This window comes from Aeromonas sp. 601027 (genome assembly GCF_049174455.1).
GTDB classification, from domain to species: domain Bacteria; phylum Pseudomonadota; class Gammaproteobacteria; order Enterobacterales; family Aeromonadaceae; genus Aeromonas; species Aeromonas veronii_A.
The window spans coordinates 252,023-269,638 of record NZ_JAAKTN010000004.1 but is presented as its reverse complement, the minus strand read 5'-3'; the positions used below and the strand labels follow the sequence as shown (position 1 = coordinate 269,638).

The 17,616-nt window shown below is 60.2% G+C and carries 18 protein-coding genes; 11 read left to right on the top strand and 7 right to left on the bottom strand.

Going from position 1 to position 17,616, the window contains the following annotated elements; all coding sequences use genetic code 11:
• Positions 1-148: 148 nt before the first annotated feature.
• The gene (locus G5193_RS07955; RefSeq protein WP_421205737.1) at positions 149-547 is read right to left on the bottom strand and encodes a VOC family protein; all 399 of its coding nucleotides are present in this window, start codon (positions 545-547) and stop codon (positions 149-151) included.
• A gap of 75 nt (positions 548-622) precedes the next feature.
• Here G5193_RS07955 and G5193_RS07950 point away from each other — a divergent pair, with 75 nt between their 5' ends.
• Both G5193_RS07950 and G5193_RS07945 read left to right on the top strand, forming a co-directional pair.
• The gene (locus G5193_RS07950) at positions 623-1,519 is read left to right on the top strand and encodes a helix-turn-helix transcriptional regulator (RefSeq protein WP_227341565.1); all 897 of its coding nucleotides are present in this window, start codon (positions 623-625) and stop codon (positions 1,517-1,519) included.
• Between the two features lie 190 nt (positions 1,520-1,709).
• On the top strand, positions 1,710-2,708 hold the full coding sequence (locus G5193_RS07945) for a sensor domain-containing diguanylate cyclase (protein WP_421205735.1): 999 nt from the start codon (positions 1,710-1,712) through the stop codon (positions 2,706-2,708).
• Between the two features lie 75 nt (positions 2,709-2,783).
• Here the strand turns inward: G5193_RS07945 and G5193_RS07940 are convergent, their stop codons facing one another.
• Positions 2,784-3,410: a porin family protein gene (locus G5193_RS07940; protein WP_421172987.1), complete on the bottom strand. Its 627-nt coding sequence runs from the start codon at positions 3,408-3,410 to the stop codon at positions 2,784-2,786.
• Positions 3,411-4,686: 1,276 nt separating this feature from the next.
• Here G5193_RS07940 and G5193_RS07935 point away from each other — a divergent pair.
• The gene (locus tag G5193_RS07935) at positions 4,687-5,451 is read left to right on the top strand and encodes a helix-turn-helix domain-containing protein (protein WP_005336490.1); all 765 of its coding nucleotides are present in this window, start codon (positions 4,687-4,689) and stop codon (positions 5,449-5,451) included.
• Between the two features lie 150 nt (positions 5,452-5,601).
• Here G5193_RS07935 and G5193_RS07930 read toward each other — a convergent pair whose 3' ends face one another.
• Positions 5,602-6,366 carry a UTRA domain-containing protein gene (locus tag G5193_RS07930; RefSeq protein ID WP_088868366.1) on the bottom strand — a complete coding sequence of 255 codons (765 nt, stop codon included), beginning with the start codon at positions 6,364-6,366 and terminating at the stop codon, positions 5,602-5,604.
• A 264-nt stretch (positions 6,367-6,630) separates the two neighbouring features.
• Between G5193_RS07930 and G5193_RS07925 the strand changes: the two genes are divergently transcribed.
• From G5193_RS07925 to G5193_RS07900, 6 genes are all read left to right on the top strand, one after another.
• Positions 6,631-7,692, top strand: coding sequence for an ABC transporter substrate-binding protein (locus tag G5193_RS07925; protein ID WP_031227932.1), 1,062 nt, complete (start codon positions 6,631-6,633; stop codon positions 7,690-7,692).
• 9 nt (positions 7,693-7,701) lie between these two features.
• Positions 7,702-8,535, top strand: a complete 834-nt coding sequence (locus G5193_RS07920) for an alkaline phosphatase family protein (RefSeq protein ID WP_421205733.1) — start codon at positions 7,702-7,704, stop codon at positions 8,533-8,535.
• The gene (locus G5193_RS07915) at positions 8,535-9,434 is read left to right on the top strand and encodes an ABC transporter permease (RefSeq protein ID WP_368174886.1); all 900 of its coding nucleotides are present in this window, start codon (positions 8,535-8,537) and stop codon (positions 9,432-9,434) included. Before G5193_RS07920 ends, G5193_RS07915 begins: the two co-directional genes overlap by 1 nt.
• On the top strand, positions 9,427-10,203 hold the full coding sequence (locus tag G5193_RS07910) for an ABC transporter permease (RefSeq protein WP_005355251.1): 777 nt from the start codon (positions 9,427-9,429) through the stop codon (positions 10,201-10,203). The genes G5193_RS07915 and G5193_RS07910 overlap by 8 nt, the downstream gene beginning before the upstream one ends.
• Before the next feature lie 6 nt (positions 10,204-10,209).
• Entirely contained in the window at positions 10,210-11,217 is a 1,008-nt protein-coding gene (locus G5193_RS07905) for an ABC transporter ATP-binding protein (protein ID WP_421205731.1), read from the top strand.
• Positions 11,218-11,282: 65 nt separating this feature from the next.
• Positions 11,283-11,936, top strand: coding sequence for an HAD family hydrolase (locus G5193_RS07900; RefSeq protein WP_421205729.1), 654 nt, complete (start codon positions 11,283-11,285; stop codon positions 11,934-11,936).
• A 135-nt stretch (positions 11,937-12,071) separates the two neighbouring features.
• On the opposite strand, the gene G5193_RS07895 is transcribed toward G5193_RS07900, so the two are convergent.
• A complete protein-coding gene (locus tag G5193_RS07895) occupies positions 12,072-13,670 on the bottom strand; it encodes a sensor domain-containing diguanylate cyclase (protein ID WP_421205727.1) in 1,599 nt (532 codons plus the stop codon).
• Positions 13,671-13,753: 83 nt separating this feature from the next.
• On the opposite strand from G5193_RS07895, the gene G5193_RS07890 reads away from it, so the two are divergent.
• Positions 13,754-14,194, top strand: coding sequence for a DUF2214 family protein (locus G5193_RS07890; protein WP_421205725.1), 441 nt, complete (start codon positions 13,754-13,756; stop codon positions 14,192-14,194).
• 72 nt (positions 14,195-14,266) lie between these two features.
• Positions 14,267-15,166: a DMT family transporter gene (locus G5193_RS07885; protein ID WP_216952690.1), complete on the top strand. Its 900-nt coding sequence runs from the start codon at positions 14,267-14,269 to the stop codon at positions 15,164-15,166.
• A gap of 64 nt (positions 15,167-15,230) precedes the next feature.
• On the opposite strand, the gene G5193_RS07880 is transcribed toward G5193_RS07885, so the two are convergent.
• The 3 genes from G5193_RS07880 to G5193_RS07870 form a co-directional block, all read right to left on the bottom strand.
• Positions 15,231-15,857: a glutathione S-transferase family protein gene (locus tag G5193_RS07880; protein WP_421205724.1), complete on the bottom strand. Its 627-nt coding sequence runs from the start codon at positions 15,855-15,857 to the stop codon at positions 15,231-15,233.
• A 106-nt stretch (positions 15,858-15,963) separates the two neighbouring features.
• A complete protein-coding gene (locus G5193_RS07875; protein WP_042081222.1) occupies positions 15,964-17,232 on the bottom strand; it encodes an O-acetylhomoserine aminocarboxypropyltransferase/cysteine synthase family protein in 1,269 nt (422 codons plus the stop codon).
• 150 nt (positions 17,233-17,382) lie between these two features.
• Positions 17,383-17,559, bottom strand: coding sequence for a hypothetical protein (locus G5193_RS07870; RefSeq protein ID WP_139732734.1), 177 nt, complete (start codon positions 17,557-17,559; stop codon positions 17,383-17,385).
• Positions 17,560-17,616: the final 57 nt, after the last annotated feature.

The following is a 17,616-nucleotide window of genomic DNA, read 5'->3' as shown; positions in this document are numbered from 1 at the left end:
GCGAAATCTCTTTTTCCTTTCCCTTATCCCCAGCCCTTCTCCTCCTTTTTTAATAAACGGGAGAAGGGAGCAATGCCGTTACCGTTGTCCGATTACGCTTCGCTAATCGAACTTACGAGAGGGCCAGGGTGAGGGGAGCATTCAGGTATTAGATGGTCAGCTCCAGCCGGTTGCCTTCCGGGTCGAGGAAGGTGCTCTCGTAATAGCCGTCGCCGGTCCAGCGGGGGCCGTCCAGGTGTTTCACTTCGGCGCCCTTGAGCAGCTTGAGGCGGGCGGTCATCTTGTCCACTTCCTCCACGCTGCCGAGGGAGAAGGCGAGGTGGGCCAGCCCCTGCAACGGGTGTGGCAGAGTGAGATCTGCCGGAAACAGTATGGGGATGTGCATCAGCTCCAGGCTGGCGCCCCCTTCGAAACGCACGAAGTAAGAGCTGAACTGTTTGCTCGGGTTGTGATAGCGCTCATTGGCCTGCCCGCCAAACAGGGTGCAGTAGAATGCCTTGAGTGCCTCCAGATCCTGCGCCCAGATGGCGACGTGATGGATATGCATGGCTGGTCTCCTGTGACTCGATGCCCTTAATGCTATGCTGGGGCCTGTCCCTTCGACATGGCTGAGCCCGTCCTGATGATGTCTGAAACTGCCAACACCGAGATTATCGATGTCTCCCCCGACTGCCGCGAGCAGATCTGTTGCGACAGTCTGCTGCCGGCCCTCGCACAGGAGCAGGTGTGGCTGGCGGGCTATTCCCGTCTCAAGACCCGCTACCGCATCGCGCGCCGCTTTGCCGATATGCACTGTTTTCTGCTGACCCTGGGCGGTGAGGGGGAGGTGCAGGTGGGCGATCGCCGCGAGCGGTTGCAGGCCGGGGAGTGGGCGCTGATCCCAGCCGGGGAGCCACTCTGCTATCAGTTGAGTGAGCCGTTGAACCAGCAGGTGAATAAGGGGAGTGAGTGGGAGCTGGTGTGGCTGCTGCTGCACAAGGATTCCCCCTGGGATGCCTTCGCCAGCCACCCCCGGCTCGGTTGTACCTCCCAGCAGGCTACCGTGCTGCGCACGCTCGAGAACCTCTATGCGGAGCAGGAGCGCCATCAGGACCCGCTGCTCAGCGCCCTGCTGGTTGAGCAGCTCGGCTTTTACCTGCGCCGTCTGTTGCAAAAGGGGGAGGGGCAGCGGCGTGGCGAGCGGCTGGCGCTGCGCCTCGAATTGCTGCTCAAAGAGGCGCTGACCGAGCCGTGGGACATAGCGCGCATGGCTGGCGCCCTGCATCTCTCCGAGCGCCAGCTCTACCGGCTCTGCCAGCAGCACTTCGCGCTGGCGCCCATGGCGCTGCTGCAACGGCTGCGGCTGCAGCGGGCGGCGCTCTTGCTGGCCAGCCGGGCCGACCCGGTGAAGCTGCTGGCCGAGCAGTGCGGCTTCAAGAACGAGTACCACTTCTCCACCGCCTTCAAACGCCAGCATGGCCTGGCGCCCAGCCACTATCGCAACCTGCATCATCCTGCCTTTAAAACCGGACAAGGGTGAAATATTGAGCCACACTGGTTGCTAATGTTATTCAGACGAACCCGATGGCGGCCGATAACCGGAACAAGTAGTGGCGGTTTTCATCGATCAACGGATAGCGGACTGTGCAGCCGTCTGCCGCTATCATTTCTCAACATCAGGCTGGAATGCCCCGCGCCCCAGCGGGGCGGCAATACAAGGATGGTCTCCCATGCTGCAGGACAGCGACACGATCAGGATCTCGGATGTCAGCGAAGCCGTGGTACATGGCATTCTCGAGGTGATCAGCGATGGCATCTGGGACTGGAATGCCAACACCGGTTTCGTCTATCGCAACCCGGGCTGGTACCGGATGCTGGGCTACGAGCCCCATACTCTAGGCAACAATGTCTTCACCTGGGAGAGTGTGATCCACCCCGACGACATGGATCGGGTGATGGCGAGCTTCGATGCCTATCTGAGCGGCGCCGCCCCCGACTACCGTGTCGAGTATCGCTGCCGCAGTCGCGGCGGAGACTATATCTGGATCGAGGATTGCGGCCGCATCATAGAGCGCAATCCCGATGGGTCTGTGGCGCGGATGATCGGCGCCCATCGCAATATCCACGTCAGCAAGTTGCTGCTGGAGCAGCTGGAGCTGCGCAATCAGTCGCTGGAGCAACTGGTGGCGGAGCGCACCGCCGAGCTGGTGCGAGTCAACGAGGCACTGCAACAGAGGGTGGAGGAGAATCGTCAGCTGGCGGAGACTGATGCCCTGACCGGTGCCGCCAGCCGCTATCGGCTGGAGCGGGCGTTGCAGCTGGAGTGCGAACGGGCGCGCCGCTTTCACTTGCCTTTTACCGTGATTGCCATGGATGTGGACAACTTCAAGCAGATCAATGACAGCTATGGCCACAATATCGGGGATCAGACCCTGATCAACATAGTGGCGCTGGTGCGCGACCATATCCGCGAGATTGATCTGCTGGCTCGTTGGGGTGGCGACGAGTTTATGGTGCTGCTGCCCAATACCGGCCGTGAAGATGCGTTGGTGGTGGCGAACAAGTTTCAGGCGTTGATGGTGACGAACCCCATCTGTCCCCGCGGTGTCACCACCATGAGCTTCGGAGTGGCGGAGTATCAGCAGGGTGAGCAGAAGGAGAGTCTGATGGTGCGTGCCGATCGGGCGCTCTATCAGGCCAAGCAGCAGGGCAAGAATCAGATCTGCTGATGGCACATCAGCCAATAGAAGGGCCGCAGGCGTGAAACCTGTGGCCCTTTTGCATTGTTACTGACGCGGCGCGACTTAGAAGTGGTAGCGCAGACCCAGCTTGAGGGTATCCAGAGAGTAGTGCTCATCACCCAGGCTCAGGGCGTTGAACTGGCGCTCGTAACCGATACCGGCAGAGAAGCTGTCGTTGAAGGCGTAGTCCAGACCCACTTCCAGATTGGGGTGTACCTTGCTCTTGGTTTCGCTGCCACTTACCTGACCGCTCATACCGAGGATGGTGGCATTGCCGACAACTTCCACTTCGGTGCGAGTGTAAGCGATACCCGGTTTGGCATAGGCGCTGAAGCCCCAGGCCAGCGGATGGCTCAGCTTGGCGGCCAGGCTGATGCTGCGGGTGTCGATGGTGGTGTCGGCAAAGCCGGTTGCAATCGGGGAGGTCACCCAAGTCAGCTGATCCATCTGCTGGGCGTGCAAGCCACCTTCAATGGCCAGCCAGGGTTTGAAGCTGTAACCGACGATCAGGCTGCCGCCGTCGAGCTGGTCGTCGATCACTTTGGCGTCATAGGCGCGCTGGAGGTCACCGTCGAGATCCATCTTGGAGGTGGTCAGATCCAGACCTGCATACCAGCCTTCGGCATGGGCGCCGCCATTCATGGCCAGAGCAAGCAGGGAGAAAGCGGCAATTTTATTAAACTTGTTCATGGATAAATAACCTTGTGTTGCGTGAACTGCGTGTAATTTATATTGCTCAATCCATGAAGCTTTTTATATTTCCGTCATCGCTCTGCTTTCACAGAGGGGCCGCAGTATAGTCAGCACATTTCTGAATAACAAGAGAGTGGTTTCCCCATCATTATAAATATGACTGGCTGCAAGCAGGGCCATTTTGTTTAATAAATGGTGTTATTAGAGTTTTAGCTTTATTGAGGTTTAAATAATTAACTGGTGAGGCAAATGACCGGCTGCGAGTTCTATTTTGATTCTATGTGATTGATTTTTATCAGCATTGAATTTTCATTCGAGCGTGGCCATGATGAGCCGTCTAAAAATTGGCATCTCAGATGTCACTGATTGGCATCAGGTTCTTTTCGATGATTTTTTGAACGCATCACAAGGTGAAACCGTGAGAAAAAAATTTCTCTCTTTGCCTGTTTTTTGCTCTTTTTGAGGTTTGGGATTGTTCCCATTGTAACTTTTGGTGGTCTTTTGAGGCTGTTTTTGCGTGGGCTATGCTACCCACCAGATACGCGAATGGGCGCTTGTGGGTGGCTTTTCTCTTCACCCGGTAGCAGTTGTTGGGGTGGGCATGGGGTGTGATAAGCAGATATGGGGCGTGCGGCCCGATTAATTTTGTTTGCTTATATATGCAAGCCATTTAAAAGATAAGTTTTTGATGTTTTAAATTACTTGATTATATTTGTTTTTATATTGAGTGAAGCTTTCCAAGTAAGCCATTTAAATATATTTAATGGCAATGAGACGGTATTAAGGATCGTTTAGGATACCTTGCCAGAGAGGTCGTAGTGGCTGGCGCATCAGTGGGCGGCGGGTGGCCTGTGACACTTCCCCTTGCCGGGGCCCTTGACCTGACCTGCGAATTCAGGGAAAAGAAAAGGGCGGTGCTATCAGCGCCGCCCAATGCCAGGAAAGAGAAAAAACCTTGCGGTTTAAAAGATAAAAATTTGGAAGCAAACAATCGATTTCTCAACCAGGAAGGGTCTTGAATTCGATACGTTTCGATTATGCGCGATGTTCTATGCAGCACTAGCAAAATGTTTGCGGGTTGAAAGATATGCGCTGTCTGGTGTCAGATTTTGCGACCTCATCGTTCAACTGGTCTGTCCTGATGGGCGTTTTAGGCGATTTTTTCTCTAGGCTGTTTTTTCGGTGTCAATATCTGAGCCTTGAAGGTAAAAACAGGTCAGAAGCTGACTCGGCATAACCATGCAATGAAAGTGCGATAACAAGGAAGAGTGGCATGACCTACAGCCAGACCCTGGCCAACAATATTCTCGACACCCTGAAGAAGACCCTGACCGACAAGGGGATCCGCTATCAGACCCTGGCAGAAGCCATGGGTGTCTCCATCGCGACCGTGAAACGGATGATGAACAAGCCCTCGCTGCCGTTTGATACTCTGCTGGAGATCTGCCATCTGGTGGGTCTCTCGTTCGAGGAGTTGCTGGATCGCACTCAGGACGCCCAGAGCCGCCGCGCCGTCTTTACCCAGGAGCAGGACGAGGCGTTTCACAATGAGCCGGGGCTCTACGCTTTTCTCGCCAATATCTTCTGGCGCGACAAGACGCTGATCGATCTCAAGCGGGAGTACGGCCTGACCGATGCCTCCTGCTACCTCTATCTGCGCAAGCTGGAGAAGCTCGGCATTTTGCAGCTTGGTATCGACAACAGTTACCACTTCCTGATCAGCGAGCGGATCAGCTTCGAGCAGCACAGCCGTTTCGCCCGCCAGCAGGCACGGCAGGCGATGTCGGTGCTGGGGGAGTATCTGGTGGAGAACATGCACAAGTCGAACAACTATATGGCGCTCTGCCAGTTGCACCTCAACGAGGGGGAGGCGATGGCGCTGATCGACCGGATGAAGGAGTACTGGCATCAGGAGATCAAGCTCAACCGCCCCGCCATCGGCCAGCAGGAGCACGCCAAGACCTACACCATGTCGCTGCAACTGGCCGACTGCGGCTACCAGAGCTTCGACGACATGATCCCCAATATCGACAACTGATCCCGGCGGATCCTGCGGGGTCCGCCATGTTGGAGTCTGGTTATTCCTTGAGTTGAACGGTATGCGATCTGCTTGCGACCGGTTGCAGCACCCGGTTATCGAGGCCGATGCGGATCGCCACTGTGCTCGACAGTGCTCTGGATATTTTCCCTAATCGGCGACCCGGGTTTGTTGCAGCTTGCCTGCGAGCGGCTGCAACGCTCGCGTATCCAGACAGATACGGATCGCATCCGGCCGCCAGTGCTCGATATCGCAATCTACCAGACCGCCCCGCTCGTCGTAATTGACCCGCACCAGCCGCAGCACCGCGCTCCCCTCTGCCAGATTGAGGGCGCGGGCGATGGCGCCGCGCGCCGCCGAGGGGGTGATCTCGAGACTCGCCCCACCCTGGCCTATGCCATAGCGCTGCTGATAGAGCTCGGTGAGGGAGCTGGCCAGCGGCGCGCTGGCGATATCGGGAAAGCGGCTCGCCAGCAGGTGGTGGCTGACATGCAGCACCGGGCGGCCGTCGATCAGCCGCTGGCGGCGGATCTCATAAAGTGGAGTGAAGGGTTCCAACCCCATCCAGCGGCACAGCTCGCTGCTGGCAAGCTCGCTGCCATGGGCCAGCACCCGGGTTTCGGCGGTGCGTTGCTGCTCGCCGATCCACTGGTGAAAGTGGGTGTGGATGGCGGGATCGTAGGTGAGGCGGGGTGGCGCCACAAACCAGCCGCGCCGCTCGGCCCGGTAGATAAGGCCGTCTGCTTCGAGGCTGGAGAGCGCCTCCTTGATGGTGATGCGGGTGGTGGCAAAGCGCTCGCTCAGGGCCCGCTCGGCGGGTAGCTGCTGCCCGGCCCCCAACTGGCCGCTGCCGATATAGCGGCGCAGAGTCTGGCAAATCTGTTCGCACTTGGAGGAGACGCGGCCATCGGCCATGCTCTGTTCGTTCACTCTCTGCTCGCTCAATCTCGGCTCGGTCACACTCTTGTCCCTGTTGCTTATTCAGAAGGCGGGTGGCTGGCCAATCCCTTACTGGAATAGTCCAGCCTCACTCGGGTTCAGAGTTGTAACTGCTGTGGATGACAGCGCCATGACAGGGTGATTGTCATCAAACTGCCATTAAAGCGCCCCGCCACCGTCACAATTCCCCTCTAGCATCCCTCTCGAACCTTAACTGACCTAGTCCAGAGGGATGGGATGATGAAAAGCGTGATCGCAAGTGCACTGGCCATGGTGGCCATCAGCCAACCGTTGTTTGCCACAAATAGCTATGCAGCCGAAAATATCGCGGATCTCGAAAAGGCCGCCCGTGGCGAAGGCCAGCTCCACAGCATCGGCATGCCCGACAGCTGGGCCAACTGGAAGGATACCTGGCAGCAGCTGGGCAGCATCTACGGCATCAAGCATCAGGATACCGACATGAGCTCGGCGCAGGAGATCGCCAAGTTCGCCGCCGAGAAGGCCAATGCCACCGCCGATATCGGTGACGTGGGCGGCGCCTTCGGTCCGGTTGCGGTCAAGCAGGGTGTTACCCAACCCTACAAACCCTCCACCTGGGCCGATATTCCCAACTGGGCCAAGGACGCCGACGGTCACTGGATGCTGGCCTATACCGGCACCATCGCCTTCCTGATCAACAAGGATCTGGTCAAGGCCGCCCCCACCAGCTGGCAATCCCTGCTGGGTGGCGATTACAAGGTGACCCTGGGTGATGTGGGCGTTGCCTCCCAGGCCAACAACGGCGTGCTGGCGGCGGCCTATGCCACCGGCGGCAGCGAGAAGAATCTGAAACCTGCACTGGAGCTGTTCGGTCAGCTGGCCAAGCAGGGTCGTCTCTCCCTGAACGATCCTACCATCGCCAACATCGAGAAGGGTGAGGTGGAAGTGGGTGTGCTGTGGGACTTCAACGCCCTCAACTACCGCGACCAGATCGACCCCAAGAAGTTTGAGGTGGTGATCCCGAGCGACGGCTCCGTCATCGCCGGTTACACCACCATCATCAACAAGTGGGCCAAGAACCCCAACGCCGCCAAGCTGGCCCGTGAATACATCCTCTCCGATGCCGGTCAAATCAATCTGGCCCGCGGCTACGCCCGCCCGATCCGCAGCAACGTGACCCTGCCGGATGATGTGAAGGCCAAGCTGCTGCCGGCCGAGCAGTACGCCAATGCCAAGCCGGTGCAGGATCACGCCGCCTGGGAGCAGAGCTCCAAAGCCCTGCCGCGCCAGTGGCAAGAAACCGTCATGATCAACATGCAGTAAGGGAATCCAGTGCAACACAAGGTGATAGTGGTACTTGTGGATGGTCTGGCAGCCGAGGTAGCCCACACCATGGGCTACCTCGGTGGCATGGTGGAGGCGGGGCGGGGCCTGCATACGACCCTGAATGCTGCCCTGCCGTCTCTCTCCCGACCCCTCTACGAGTGCATCCTGACCGGCGTGCCGCCGGTGGTGAGCGGCATCACCCACAACGGGGTGAGTCGCCTCAGTCTGCATGACTCCATCTTCCATCTGGCCCGCGCTGCGGGTAAACGCACCGCAGCGGCGGCCTATTACTGGGTGAGCGAACTCTACAACCGCAGCCCCTGGCTGGCAGCCCGCGATCGCTTTACTCACGACGAGCTGCTGCCGATCCAGCACGGCAGCTTCTACTGGGATGACAACTATCCCGACAGCCATCTGCTGATGGATGGGGAATGGCTGCGCAGCCAGTACGATCCCGATTTTCTGCTGATCCACCCGATGGGGGTGGACGATGCGGGCCACAAGTTTGGCTTCGACTCCCGCCAGTACCGCAATCAGGCGCGCCGGATGGACAGCCTGTTGGCCGACCTGCTGCCCCAGTGGCTGGCTGAGGGGTATCAGGTGGTGATCACCTCGGATCACGGCATGAACAACGACCTGAGCCACGGCGGCACCCTGCCGGAAGAGCGCACCGTGCCGCTCTGGCTGTTTGGCGATGCCTTTATCGAACGCTGGCCTGATGGGGTGGCGATTGCCCAGACCCAGCTCTGCGCCCTGATGGCCGATCTGCTGGGGGTTTCCCACGACAAGCCGGCAGCGCCACCGCTGCTCAAGGCGGCCTTTATGCGCGAGGTGCACTGATGATGCCTGCAACCACCGAGATCCTCGAGGATCAACCCGTGGCAACCAAGCACAAGGTGCGCCGCCACTGGCTGCCCGCGCTGGTGCTGCTGCCGTTTATCCTCTTGATGATCCTGTTCCAGCTCGCTCCCATGGTGTGGGTGCTGGTGGGCAGCTTTCAGACCCCAGATGGCTGGGGCCTCGACTACTACCGGGAGATTTTGAGCTCCCCCTTCTACCTGCAATCGTTCGGCAACTCGTTGCGCATCGCCGGTATCGCCAGTCTGGCGGGGCTTGCCATCGGCACCCTCGGGGCGGCGGCGCTGCGCCACAGCGGTGAGCGGGTCAAGCGGCTGCTGCTGGCCTTCGTCACCATGACCGGCAACTTCAGCGGGGTGCCGCTGGCATTCGCCTTTATCATCATTCTCGGCATTAACGGTGCGGTGACCCTGCTGCTGAAATCATGGGGATTGATCGACGGCTTCAACCTCTACTCGGGGTCGGGCCTTATCCTCATCTACACCTACTTCCAGATCCCGCTCGCCCTGCTGCTGCTCTATCCGGCGTTTGATGCGCTGCAGGATGAGTGGCCGCAAGCGGCCGCGCTGCTCGGCGCGAGCAAGGGGCAGTATGTGTGGCACGTGGCACTGCCGGTGCTGACGCCTGCGCTGCTCGGCACCCTGATCATCCTGTTTGCCAACGCGGTGGGGGCCTATGCCTCTGCCTACGCCCTCACCACCGGCAACTTCAATCTGGTGACCATCCGGGTGGCGAGTCTGGTCTCCGGCGATATCTTCCTCGAGCCCAATATGGCGGCGGCGTTGGCGGTGATCCTGATGGTGCTGCTGGGGGTAGTGACGGCTGCCAACCAGTGGCTGCTGAAAAAGAGCTATGTGAACAAGGGGCAATCCCATGCATGATTTGACGCCGCGCTGGCCCAAGTGGGTGCTGGGTGGGCTGGTCGCCACCCTGCTGCTACCGCTGCTGGCCACCTTTCTCTACTCCATCTCCACCCGCTGGGGGGCGACCCTGCTGCCGGACGGCTTTACCCTCGACTGGTATCTCAAGCTGTGGGGCGATCCGCGTTTTCTGGCGGCGTTTGGCCGCAGCCTCCTGGTCTGTTTCGCCACCCTGCTGCTGGGGACCCTGGTGCTGGTACCGACCGTGCTGGTGGTTGCCTACTACTTCCCCAAGCTGGATCCCTGGATGAACCTGTTGATCCTGCTCCCCTTCGCGGTGCCACCTGTGGTTTCGTCAGTGGGGCTGCTGCAGATCTACGCCGACGGTGTCCTGCCCATTATCGGCACGCCGTGGATCCTGATCGGCACCTGGTTCACCGTGGTGCTCCCCTTCATGTATCGGGCGCTGGCCAACAGCCTGCAAGGGGTACCGCTCAGGGATTTGATGGATGCCGCCCATCTGCTGGGGGCAAGTAGTCGGCGCGCCTTTCTGCTGGTGGTGATCCCCTGCCTGCGCAAGGGATTGCTGGCGGCGCTGTTTCTCTCTCTCTCCTTCCTGCTCGGCGAGTTCGTGTTTGCCAACATGCTGGTGGGCACCCGTTACGAGACCCTGCAGGTTTACCTCTACAACATGCGCGCCACTTCGGGCCACTTCACCAGTGCGCTGGTGATGAGCTACTTCCTGCTGACCCTGCTGCTCACCTGGGCGGCCAACAGATTTCATCGGTGATCCAAGATGTTTCATTTAGAAGTCAATCAGTTGCACAAATCCTACGGCGATACGCCGGTGTTCGAGGGGATCGAATTCGGCATTCGCAAGGGGGAGCTGGTGACCCTGCTCGGCCCCTCCGGCTGTGGCAAATCCACCCTGCTGCGGGCGCTGGCCGGGCTCACCCCGGTGGATGGTGGTCAGGTGCGAGTGGCTGGTGAAGATATCACCTGGCAGGAGCCCCAGAAGCGGGGCATCGGCATGGTGTTCCAGAGCTATGCGCTCTTCCCCAACATGACGGTGTGGGACAACGTTGCCTTCGGCCTCAAAATGAAGCCCCAGCCGGGGCGGGAGCTGGCGGCCAGCGTGCAGGAGGCATTGGCGCTGGTGGAGCTGACCGGTTTCGAGCGCCGCTATCCGGCCGAGCTCTCCGGCGGCCAGCGCCAGCGGGTGGCGCTGGCCCGGGCTCTGGTGGTGCAGCCACGGATCCTGCTGCTGGACGAGCCGCTCTCGGCGCTGGATGCCCGCATCCGCCGCAGCCTGCGCCAGCAGATCCGCGAGATCCAGCAGCGCCTCGAGCTCACCACCATCTTCGTGACCCACGATCAGGAGGAGGCGCTCACCATGTCGGATCGGATCTTCCTGATGAACAAGGGCTCCATCGTGCAGAGCGGCACGCCAGAGCAGATCTACACCCGTCCCGCCAGCGAGTTCGTGGCGGGCTTTATCGGCAACTACAACCTGCTGGGTGGCGAGCAGGCCAAATCCCTGTTCGGCCCGCGCTTTCGCGGCAAGCTGGCGCTGCGGCCGGAGTCCATCACCCTGCTGCCCGCAGGGGCGGTCAGCCACGAGCCCAGCCTGCCCGGCATCGTTCGCCAGCAGCAGCTGCTCGGCAACGTCATCCGCTATCAGGTGGAGTGCGAGGCGGGGCTGTTGACGGTGGATTGCCTCAACCGCCGTGCCGGCGATCTGCTGCCGGTGGGCAGCGCCGTGACCCTAGTGGTGGCCCGGGATCAACTCTGTGAGGTAGCATAACGCCATGAATCCCATTCATTTTTCAGCCAGTTCCCCGATGCTGGCAGCCAACCCGAGGAGCAGCCATGGCCCTGGCACTGTTTGATCTGGACGAGACCCTGATAGCGGGGGATTCCGCCAGCCTCTGGCTGGAGTACATGGTGGCCCAGGAGCTGGCCCCGGCGGGCATGGTGGCCGAGGAGCAGGCCATGATGTCCCTCTACCATCAGGGCAAGATGGACATGCACCAGTACATGGCCTTCACCCTGCAACCGCTGGCAGGCAGGACGCGCCAGTGGCTCGACTCCCTCTGCACCCGCTTTGCCGAACAGGTGCTGCGGGAGCGCCTCTACCCGGAGGGGCTGGCCCGCATCGAGTGGCACCGCCAGCGTGGCGACGAGCTGGTGCTCATCTCCGCCTCCGGCGAGCATCTGGTGGCCCCCATGGCGCAGATGCTGGGGATGGATCACTGCGTGGCCATCCTGCTCGACGAGGAAGCCGGCATGCTGACCGGCCAGACCCGCGGCACCCTGAGTTTTCGCGAAGGCAAGGTGGCCCGCATCAACCAGCTCTTTGCCGGCAGGGACCATCTCTGGCAGGGGAGCTTTGGTTATAGCGACTCTCACAACGATCTGCCCATGCTGCGGGCGGTGAGCCATCCCCATGCGGTCAATCCGGCCCCCGCGCTGCGTCAGCAGGCCGAGGAGCTGGGCTGGCCGGTGTGGGTGTGGCAGCGCTGAGTTGTGCGCTTAAACAGGCTCAATACACGGCAAAAATAGCGATATAAACAACAGAGAGAGGCCGTTGCCTCTCTCCTGTCTTCCTTTCCTGGTTGCGTTCATTCTGTCTCCCGCCACGATGACCGCCGAGTTGGCTCAAGGTGAGGAGGCCTCTTCCATCTGACCGTTGCCACGACGCTGGGGGAAGCAGATGCGATTTTTCCCCTCCCGCTTGGCCTGATAAACCCCGCTGTCGGCCAGTTCTATCAGCTCCTTGGTCGAGAGCCCTGAGTGGCTCAAGGCCACCCCGCCGCTGAGGGTAATGGTCAGTTCCGGCTCTCGCCACTCCAGTTGAGTGACCGCAAGTCTGAAGCTCTCCAGCAGCGAGGTGGCCTCACTCATTTGCATCTCCAGGCGCAAGATCAGCACCAGCTCCTCGCCACCGTAACGACAGAGCCAGCCCCACTGGTCAAACATTTTCATGCCCAGCTTGCTCACCCGTTTGAGCACTATATCCCCTGTTTGGTGGCCAAAGGTGTCGTTGACCTGTTTGAAGTTATCGAGATCGAACATCACTACTAGGAAGGGGGCACCGCTGCTGAGCTGTCTCTGCAGGCACTCGTCGAAGAAGCGGCGGTTGTAGAGACCGGTGAGTTTGTCCTGATTGGCTTGCTGGCGGATCTGGGCAAAGTCCTGACTGGCGGCATCCATCTCTTCATAGACCTTGGCCAGCTCCAGCATGCGGCTGCCATGATAGGCAATCCCGCCAGAGCGGCTGGTGCGGATCAGCAGGGTAATCTCCCCCAGCATGCGGCGGAAGTAGCGGGCCCAGAGCAGGGCTAGCAGCAGATAGAAAAAGCAGGCAACGGCAATCATCAGCTGCACGTTGATGGAGACGCTGTCGATCACCTGCTGCATGCTGGCGGTGGGCTCGACACTGAGCAGGAACCAGCGCTGCTCGGGGACACGGTAGTAGGAGACCATCATGCCGCTGGCATCGTCGAGGAAGAAACCTTGCGGCTGTTGCATGTGTGTCAGCCATTCAGGGTGGGTGAGCGGTTTGAATACCTGTTCGCGATCCGGGTGAGCCAGCACCAGCCCGTCATGGTTGATCAGGATCTGATAGCCCTTGCCCAGATGATGGCTCTGTTCATGCCGGTTGTTGAGCCAGTTGGCGAGCGGGGTGAGCTGGGTATCGAGGGAGAGCACCCCCACTCGCTTGCCGTCAGGGTCTTGAATTACCCGAGCCAGCGCCATGGTGAGGGTACCCAAGGTGTAGTCGTAATAGGGATCGGTCCAGACGATCCGGTTCGGGTGGCTGGCTGCCAGCAGATACCAGGGGCGAGTTCTGGGATCGAACTTTTCGTCCGCCTGCCAGGTGGGGTGGATCAGCATCTGGCGATGCTCGGTTCCTACATAGACGTAGTCGAGCTCCATCACCTCGTGATAGGCCTGCCACTGTTGCAGGTAGCGCTCGCCGTTACTGATCGCTGGGCTGCTGAAATCCTGATAATTTACCTGCTGATAAATAAGCGTAAACTGGCGTTTGAGGGTCTCCAGATAGGGTTCGAGCAGGGTATGGAGATATTGGGTGTTGCGGGCAATCAGGTTTTGTTGCTGCTCGAGGCGCAGGGTACGTTCCATATGCAGGTAGTAGATGCTGCCGAGCAACACTACGGGAATAAAGAGCAGGAGGAGGCCCAGCCGCATGCGGGTGATTAAAGACCAAGTGTGCTTGGGCTTGGCGGGGGACATGCACAGATCCTTTTCAGCTCGGGTGTCACCAGCATATATGATGCCGTCCCGCCCGTCTAAAGGCAGAAAATGAGATCCGTTCAATGCTGAACCCCACGTTGCTCCTGATGGCTCACTACGGCGGCATCATGCTGTTGATCCTGGCGCTCTGTGTCGAGTATCTGATCTTTCGTCGCGGCCTGAATATGTTGCGGGTGCACCGTCTGCTGCTGGCAGATGGGGTGGCGGCGCTGGCGCTCTTCTCCATCTTTGCCAGCGGTTGCCTGCTGGCCCTCGAACACGCCAGCTCGGTGGCGCAGCTCTTTGCTCATCCTGCCCACGGTCTCAAAGTGGGGTTGTTTCTGCTGATTGTCGGCTCCCTCGACTATCCCAGTCGCCTCTTCTATCGCTGGCGTCGTGCCCTGCGTCTGGGCAAGGCGCCGATGATCTCGATCCAGCAGTACTTCCGGGTGGTCTGGATCCTGCGGGGCAATCTGGTAATGGTCGCCCTGCTGGCCGTGCTGACAAAACAGCTATCGCTCTAAAGACAAGAGGGTAGGGAGGCAGGTATCTTGGATTGGATAACCCGTCACGCGCCGATTTAAGGAAGAATCGCCATGCGCTCCAATCTGATGTTGCTGATGGCTGCCACCATCTGGGGTATGGGCTTTGTCGCCCAGCGCCTCGGGATGGATCATATGGGGCCCTATACCTTCAATGGCCTGCGCTTTCTGCTCGGTGCCTTCTCCCTGCTGCCGCTGCTCTGGTGGCTCAAATCCCGTCAACCAGTGGTCGCCACTGGCGACCATCGCCAATTGCTGACCGGTGGTGTGCTGGCCGGACTGGTGCTGTTCTGTGCCGCATCCCTGCAGCAGGTGGGGCTGCTCTATACCACTGCCGCCAAGGCCGGTTTCATCACCGGGCTCTACATCATTCTGGTGCCGGTACTGGGGCTGCTGCTGCGGCACAAGACGGGTACCAATACCTGGATTGGAGCCCTCATTGCCCTGAGCGGGCTCTATGTGTTGAGCGTGACCGACGAGTTCACCATCGGTTTTGGCGATCTGCTGCAGGTGATTGGCGCCCTGTTCTGGGCGATCCATCTGCTGCTGGTGGATCACTACTCCAACCGGGTGGCCCCCATCAAGCTGGCTTGTGTGCAGTTTGTGGTGTGCGGCCTGCTCAGTCTCGCCACCGCCTTTGTCATCGAAACTCCGACCGTGGCTGGCGCAGTAGCTGGCTGGCAGGCGCTGCTCTATGCCGGGCTGGTGTCGGTCGGGGTGGGTTATACCCTGCAGGTGCTGGGGCAGCGGGGCGCCCATCCGGCCCACGCCGCCATCATCCTCAGTCTGGAGACCGTCTTTGCCGCCGTGGGGGGCGTATTGCTGCTGGATGAAACGCTGGACGAGCGTGCCATTGCCGGTTGCGCCCTGATGCTGGCGGGGATGCTGATCTCCCAGATCCGGCTGCGCTGGTGGTGGAAGTCGCGCCGGGACAAGGTGCCTGCGACCAAGTAAACCGCGCTCGCTGCATAACAAAAACGCCCCGACTATCGGGGCGTTTTGCATGGCGGCTGTTGGGTCAGGGGCGCTGATCCAGCTCGTGCTCCAGCTCTACCGCCTTCTGACGGGCCGGATGGGTATTGAGGCGTTCCCAATAGGCTTGCAGATGCGGGAAGTGGGCCAGCTGGCCGCTTTGCGCCAGCAGATCCACCAGGAAGGAGTTCATGATGTCGGCGCCGGAGAGGCGATCCCCCACCAGATAGTGGCGTTTCGCCAGTACCTCATTGAGGTAGCCCAGTACCTTGGCACACTCCGCCCTGGCGTAGTCCGGCAGGAAGCGCATCGGGCTGCCATCCTTGCGCACGAACATGTCGAGCAGCAGCGGCAGGATACCGGAGCTCTCGGCAAAGTGGAGCCACTGCAGATATTCGGCATACTCCGGGCTATCTGGTGCCGGTGCCAGCCGATCCGGGGCGTAGCGGGCGATCAGATACTCGGTGATGGCACCCGATTCCGCCAGCACCCGGCCGTCGAACTCGATGACGGGCGACTTGCCGAGGGGGTGGATGGCTTTTAGCTCGGGCGGTGCCAGAAAGGTGGTGGCATCGCGCTGATACGCCTTGATCTCATAGGGCTGGCCCAGCTCTTCGAGCAGCCAGATGATGCGTTGGGAGCGGGATTTGTTCAGGTGGTGCAGGACTATCATAACGACCTCAATTCGGTGGCTGGATGGGGTATACGAGCAGGCGAGGGGGGCGGTTCACCGATGGCTAAAAAAGAGCGGGCTGATGCCCGCTCGCTCCACGCCCGACTTAGGCCTCCAGCGCCTGATCCAGATCCGCCAGAATGTCCTCGATCGCCTCGATCCCCACCGACAGCCGGATCATCTCCGGTTTCACCCCAGCCTTGGCCTGCTCCTCCTCGCTCAACTGGCGATGGGTGGTGGAGGCGGGGTGGCAGGCCAGCGACTTGGCATCGCCGATGTTGACCAGCCGCTTGAAGATCTTGAGCGCATCGTAGAAGCGCACGCCCGCCTCGTAACCATCCTTCAGACCGAACGAGAGGATGGCCGAGGGGCGACCGGCCATGTACTTCTCTGCCAGCAGATAGTGGGGATGACCCGGCAGACCGGCGTAGCTGACCCAGGCCACCTTGGGGTGGTGCTTGAGGTGATTGGCGACCCGCAGGGCGTTATCCACGTGGCGCTCCATGCGCAGGCTGAGAGTTTCCAGCCCTTGCAGCAGTAGAAAGGCGTTCATCGGCGCCAGCGCCGCGCCGGTATTGCGCAGCGGCACGGTACGCACCCGCCCGATAAAGGCAGCCGGGCCAAAGGCCTCGGTGTAGACCACCCCGTGGTAGGAGGGTTCGGGTTTGGTGAGCTGTGGGAAGCGCTCGGCGTGATCCGCCCAAGGGAATTTGCCCGAGTCGACGATGACGCCACCCAGCGAGTTGCCGTGGCCGCCGACATATTTGGTCAGGCTGTGTACGACGATGTCGGCACCGTGCTCGATGGGCTTGCAGAGCACCGGGGTGGCGACCGTGTTGTCGACGATAAGCGGCACGCCACGGGCGTGGGCGGCCTTGGCCAGCGCGGCCAGATCGACGATGTTGCCCGCCGGGTTGCCGATGCTCTCGCAGTAGACCGCCTTGGTCTTGTCGTCGATCAGGGCGGCGATGGCTTCGGCGCTGTCATCCTTGGCGAAGCGCACCTCGACCCCGAAACTCGGCAGCATGTGGGCGAACAAGGTGTAGGTGCCACCATAGAGCTGGGGCGTGGAGACAATGTTGTCACCGGCGGCGGTCAGCGCCTGAATGGCGTAGGTGATGGCGGCGGAACCTGCCGAGACCACCAGCGCGGCGATCCCCCCTTCCAGCGCGGCCATCCGCTGCTCCAGCACATCGTTGGTGGGGTTCATGATGCGGGTGTAGATGTTGCCTGGCACCGCCAGATTGAACAGATCCGCCCCGTGCTGGGCGCTCTCGAACTCGTAGGCCACAGTCTGGTAGATGGGCACGGCGACCGCTTTGGTGGTGGGGTCGTTGGAAAAGCCGTGGTGCAGGGCCAGGGTCGCATCTTTCATCACACACTCCTTGTTGGATGTTGCTTATGGCAGTTATAGATGGATAGACGTCCAATCTATCAGGCCCGTGGCCGATGTAAACAGCAAGATCCGGCAAAGCAATGTCGCCCGCAGGGGACGCGTGTCCCGAGTCGTTGGTATGGCCCGCACTCAGAGACGACGGCGATACTCCTTATCATCGATCTGGTTCATATCCCACTGCATCAGGCGGTTGAGCTGCTGCATGGGATCCTCGATGAGCGGTAAGGGGCGTGGCAGGATCCGCTTGAAGTAACGGCGCAAGGTCTGCTGGATCCGGTTCGGTTTGAGGGGGGTGGCGTGGCTCATGATGGTGCTCCTGTGCTGTAGTTCTCACGTTCGCCAGCAGTATTGAGCTAAAATGCG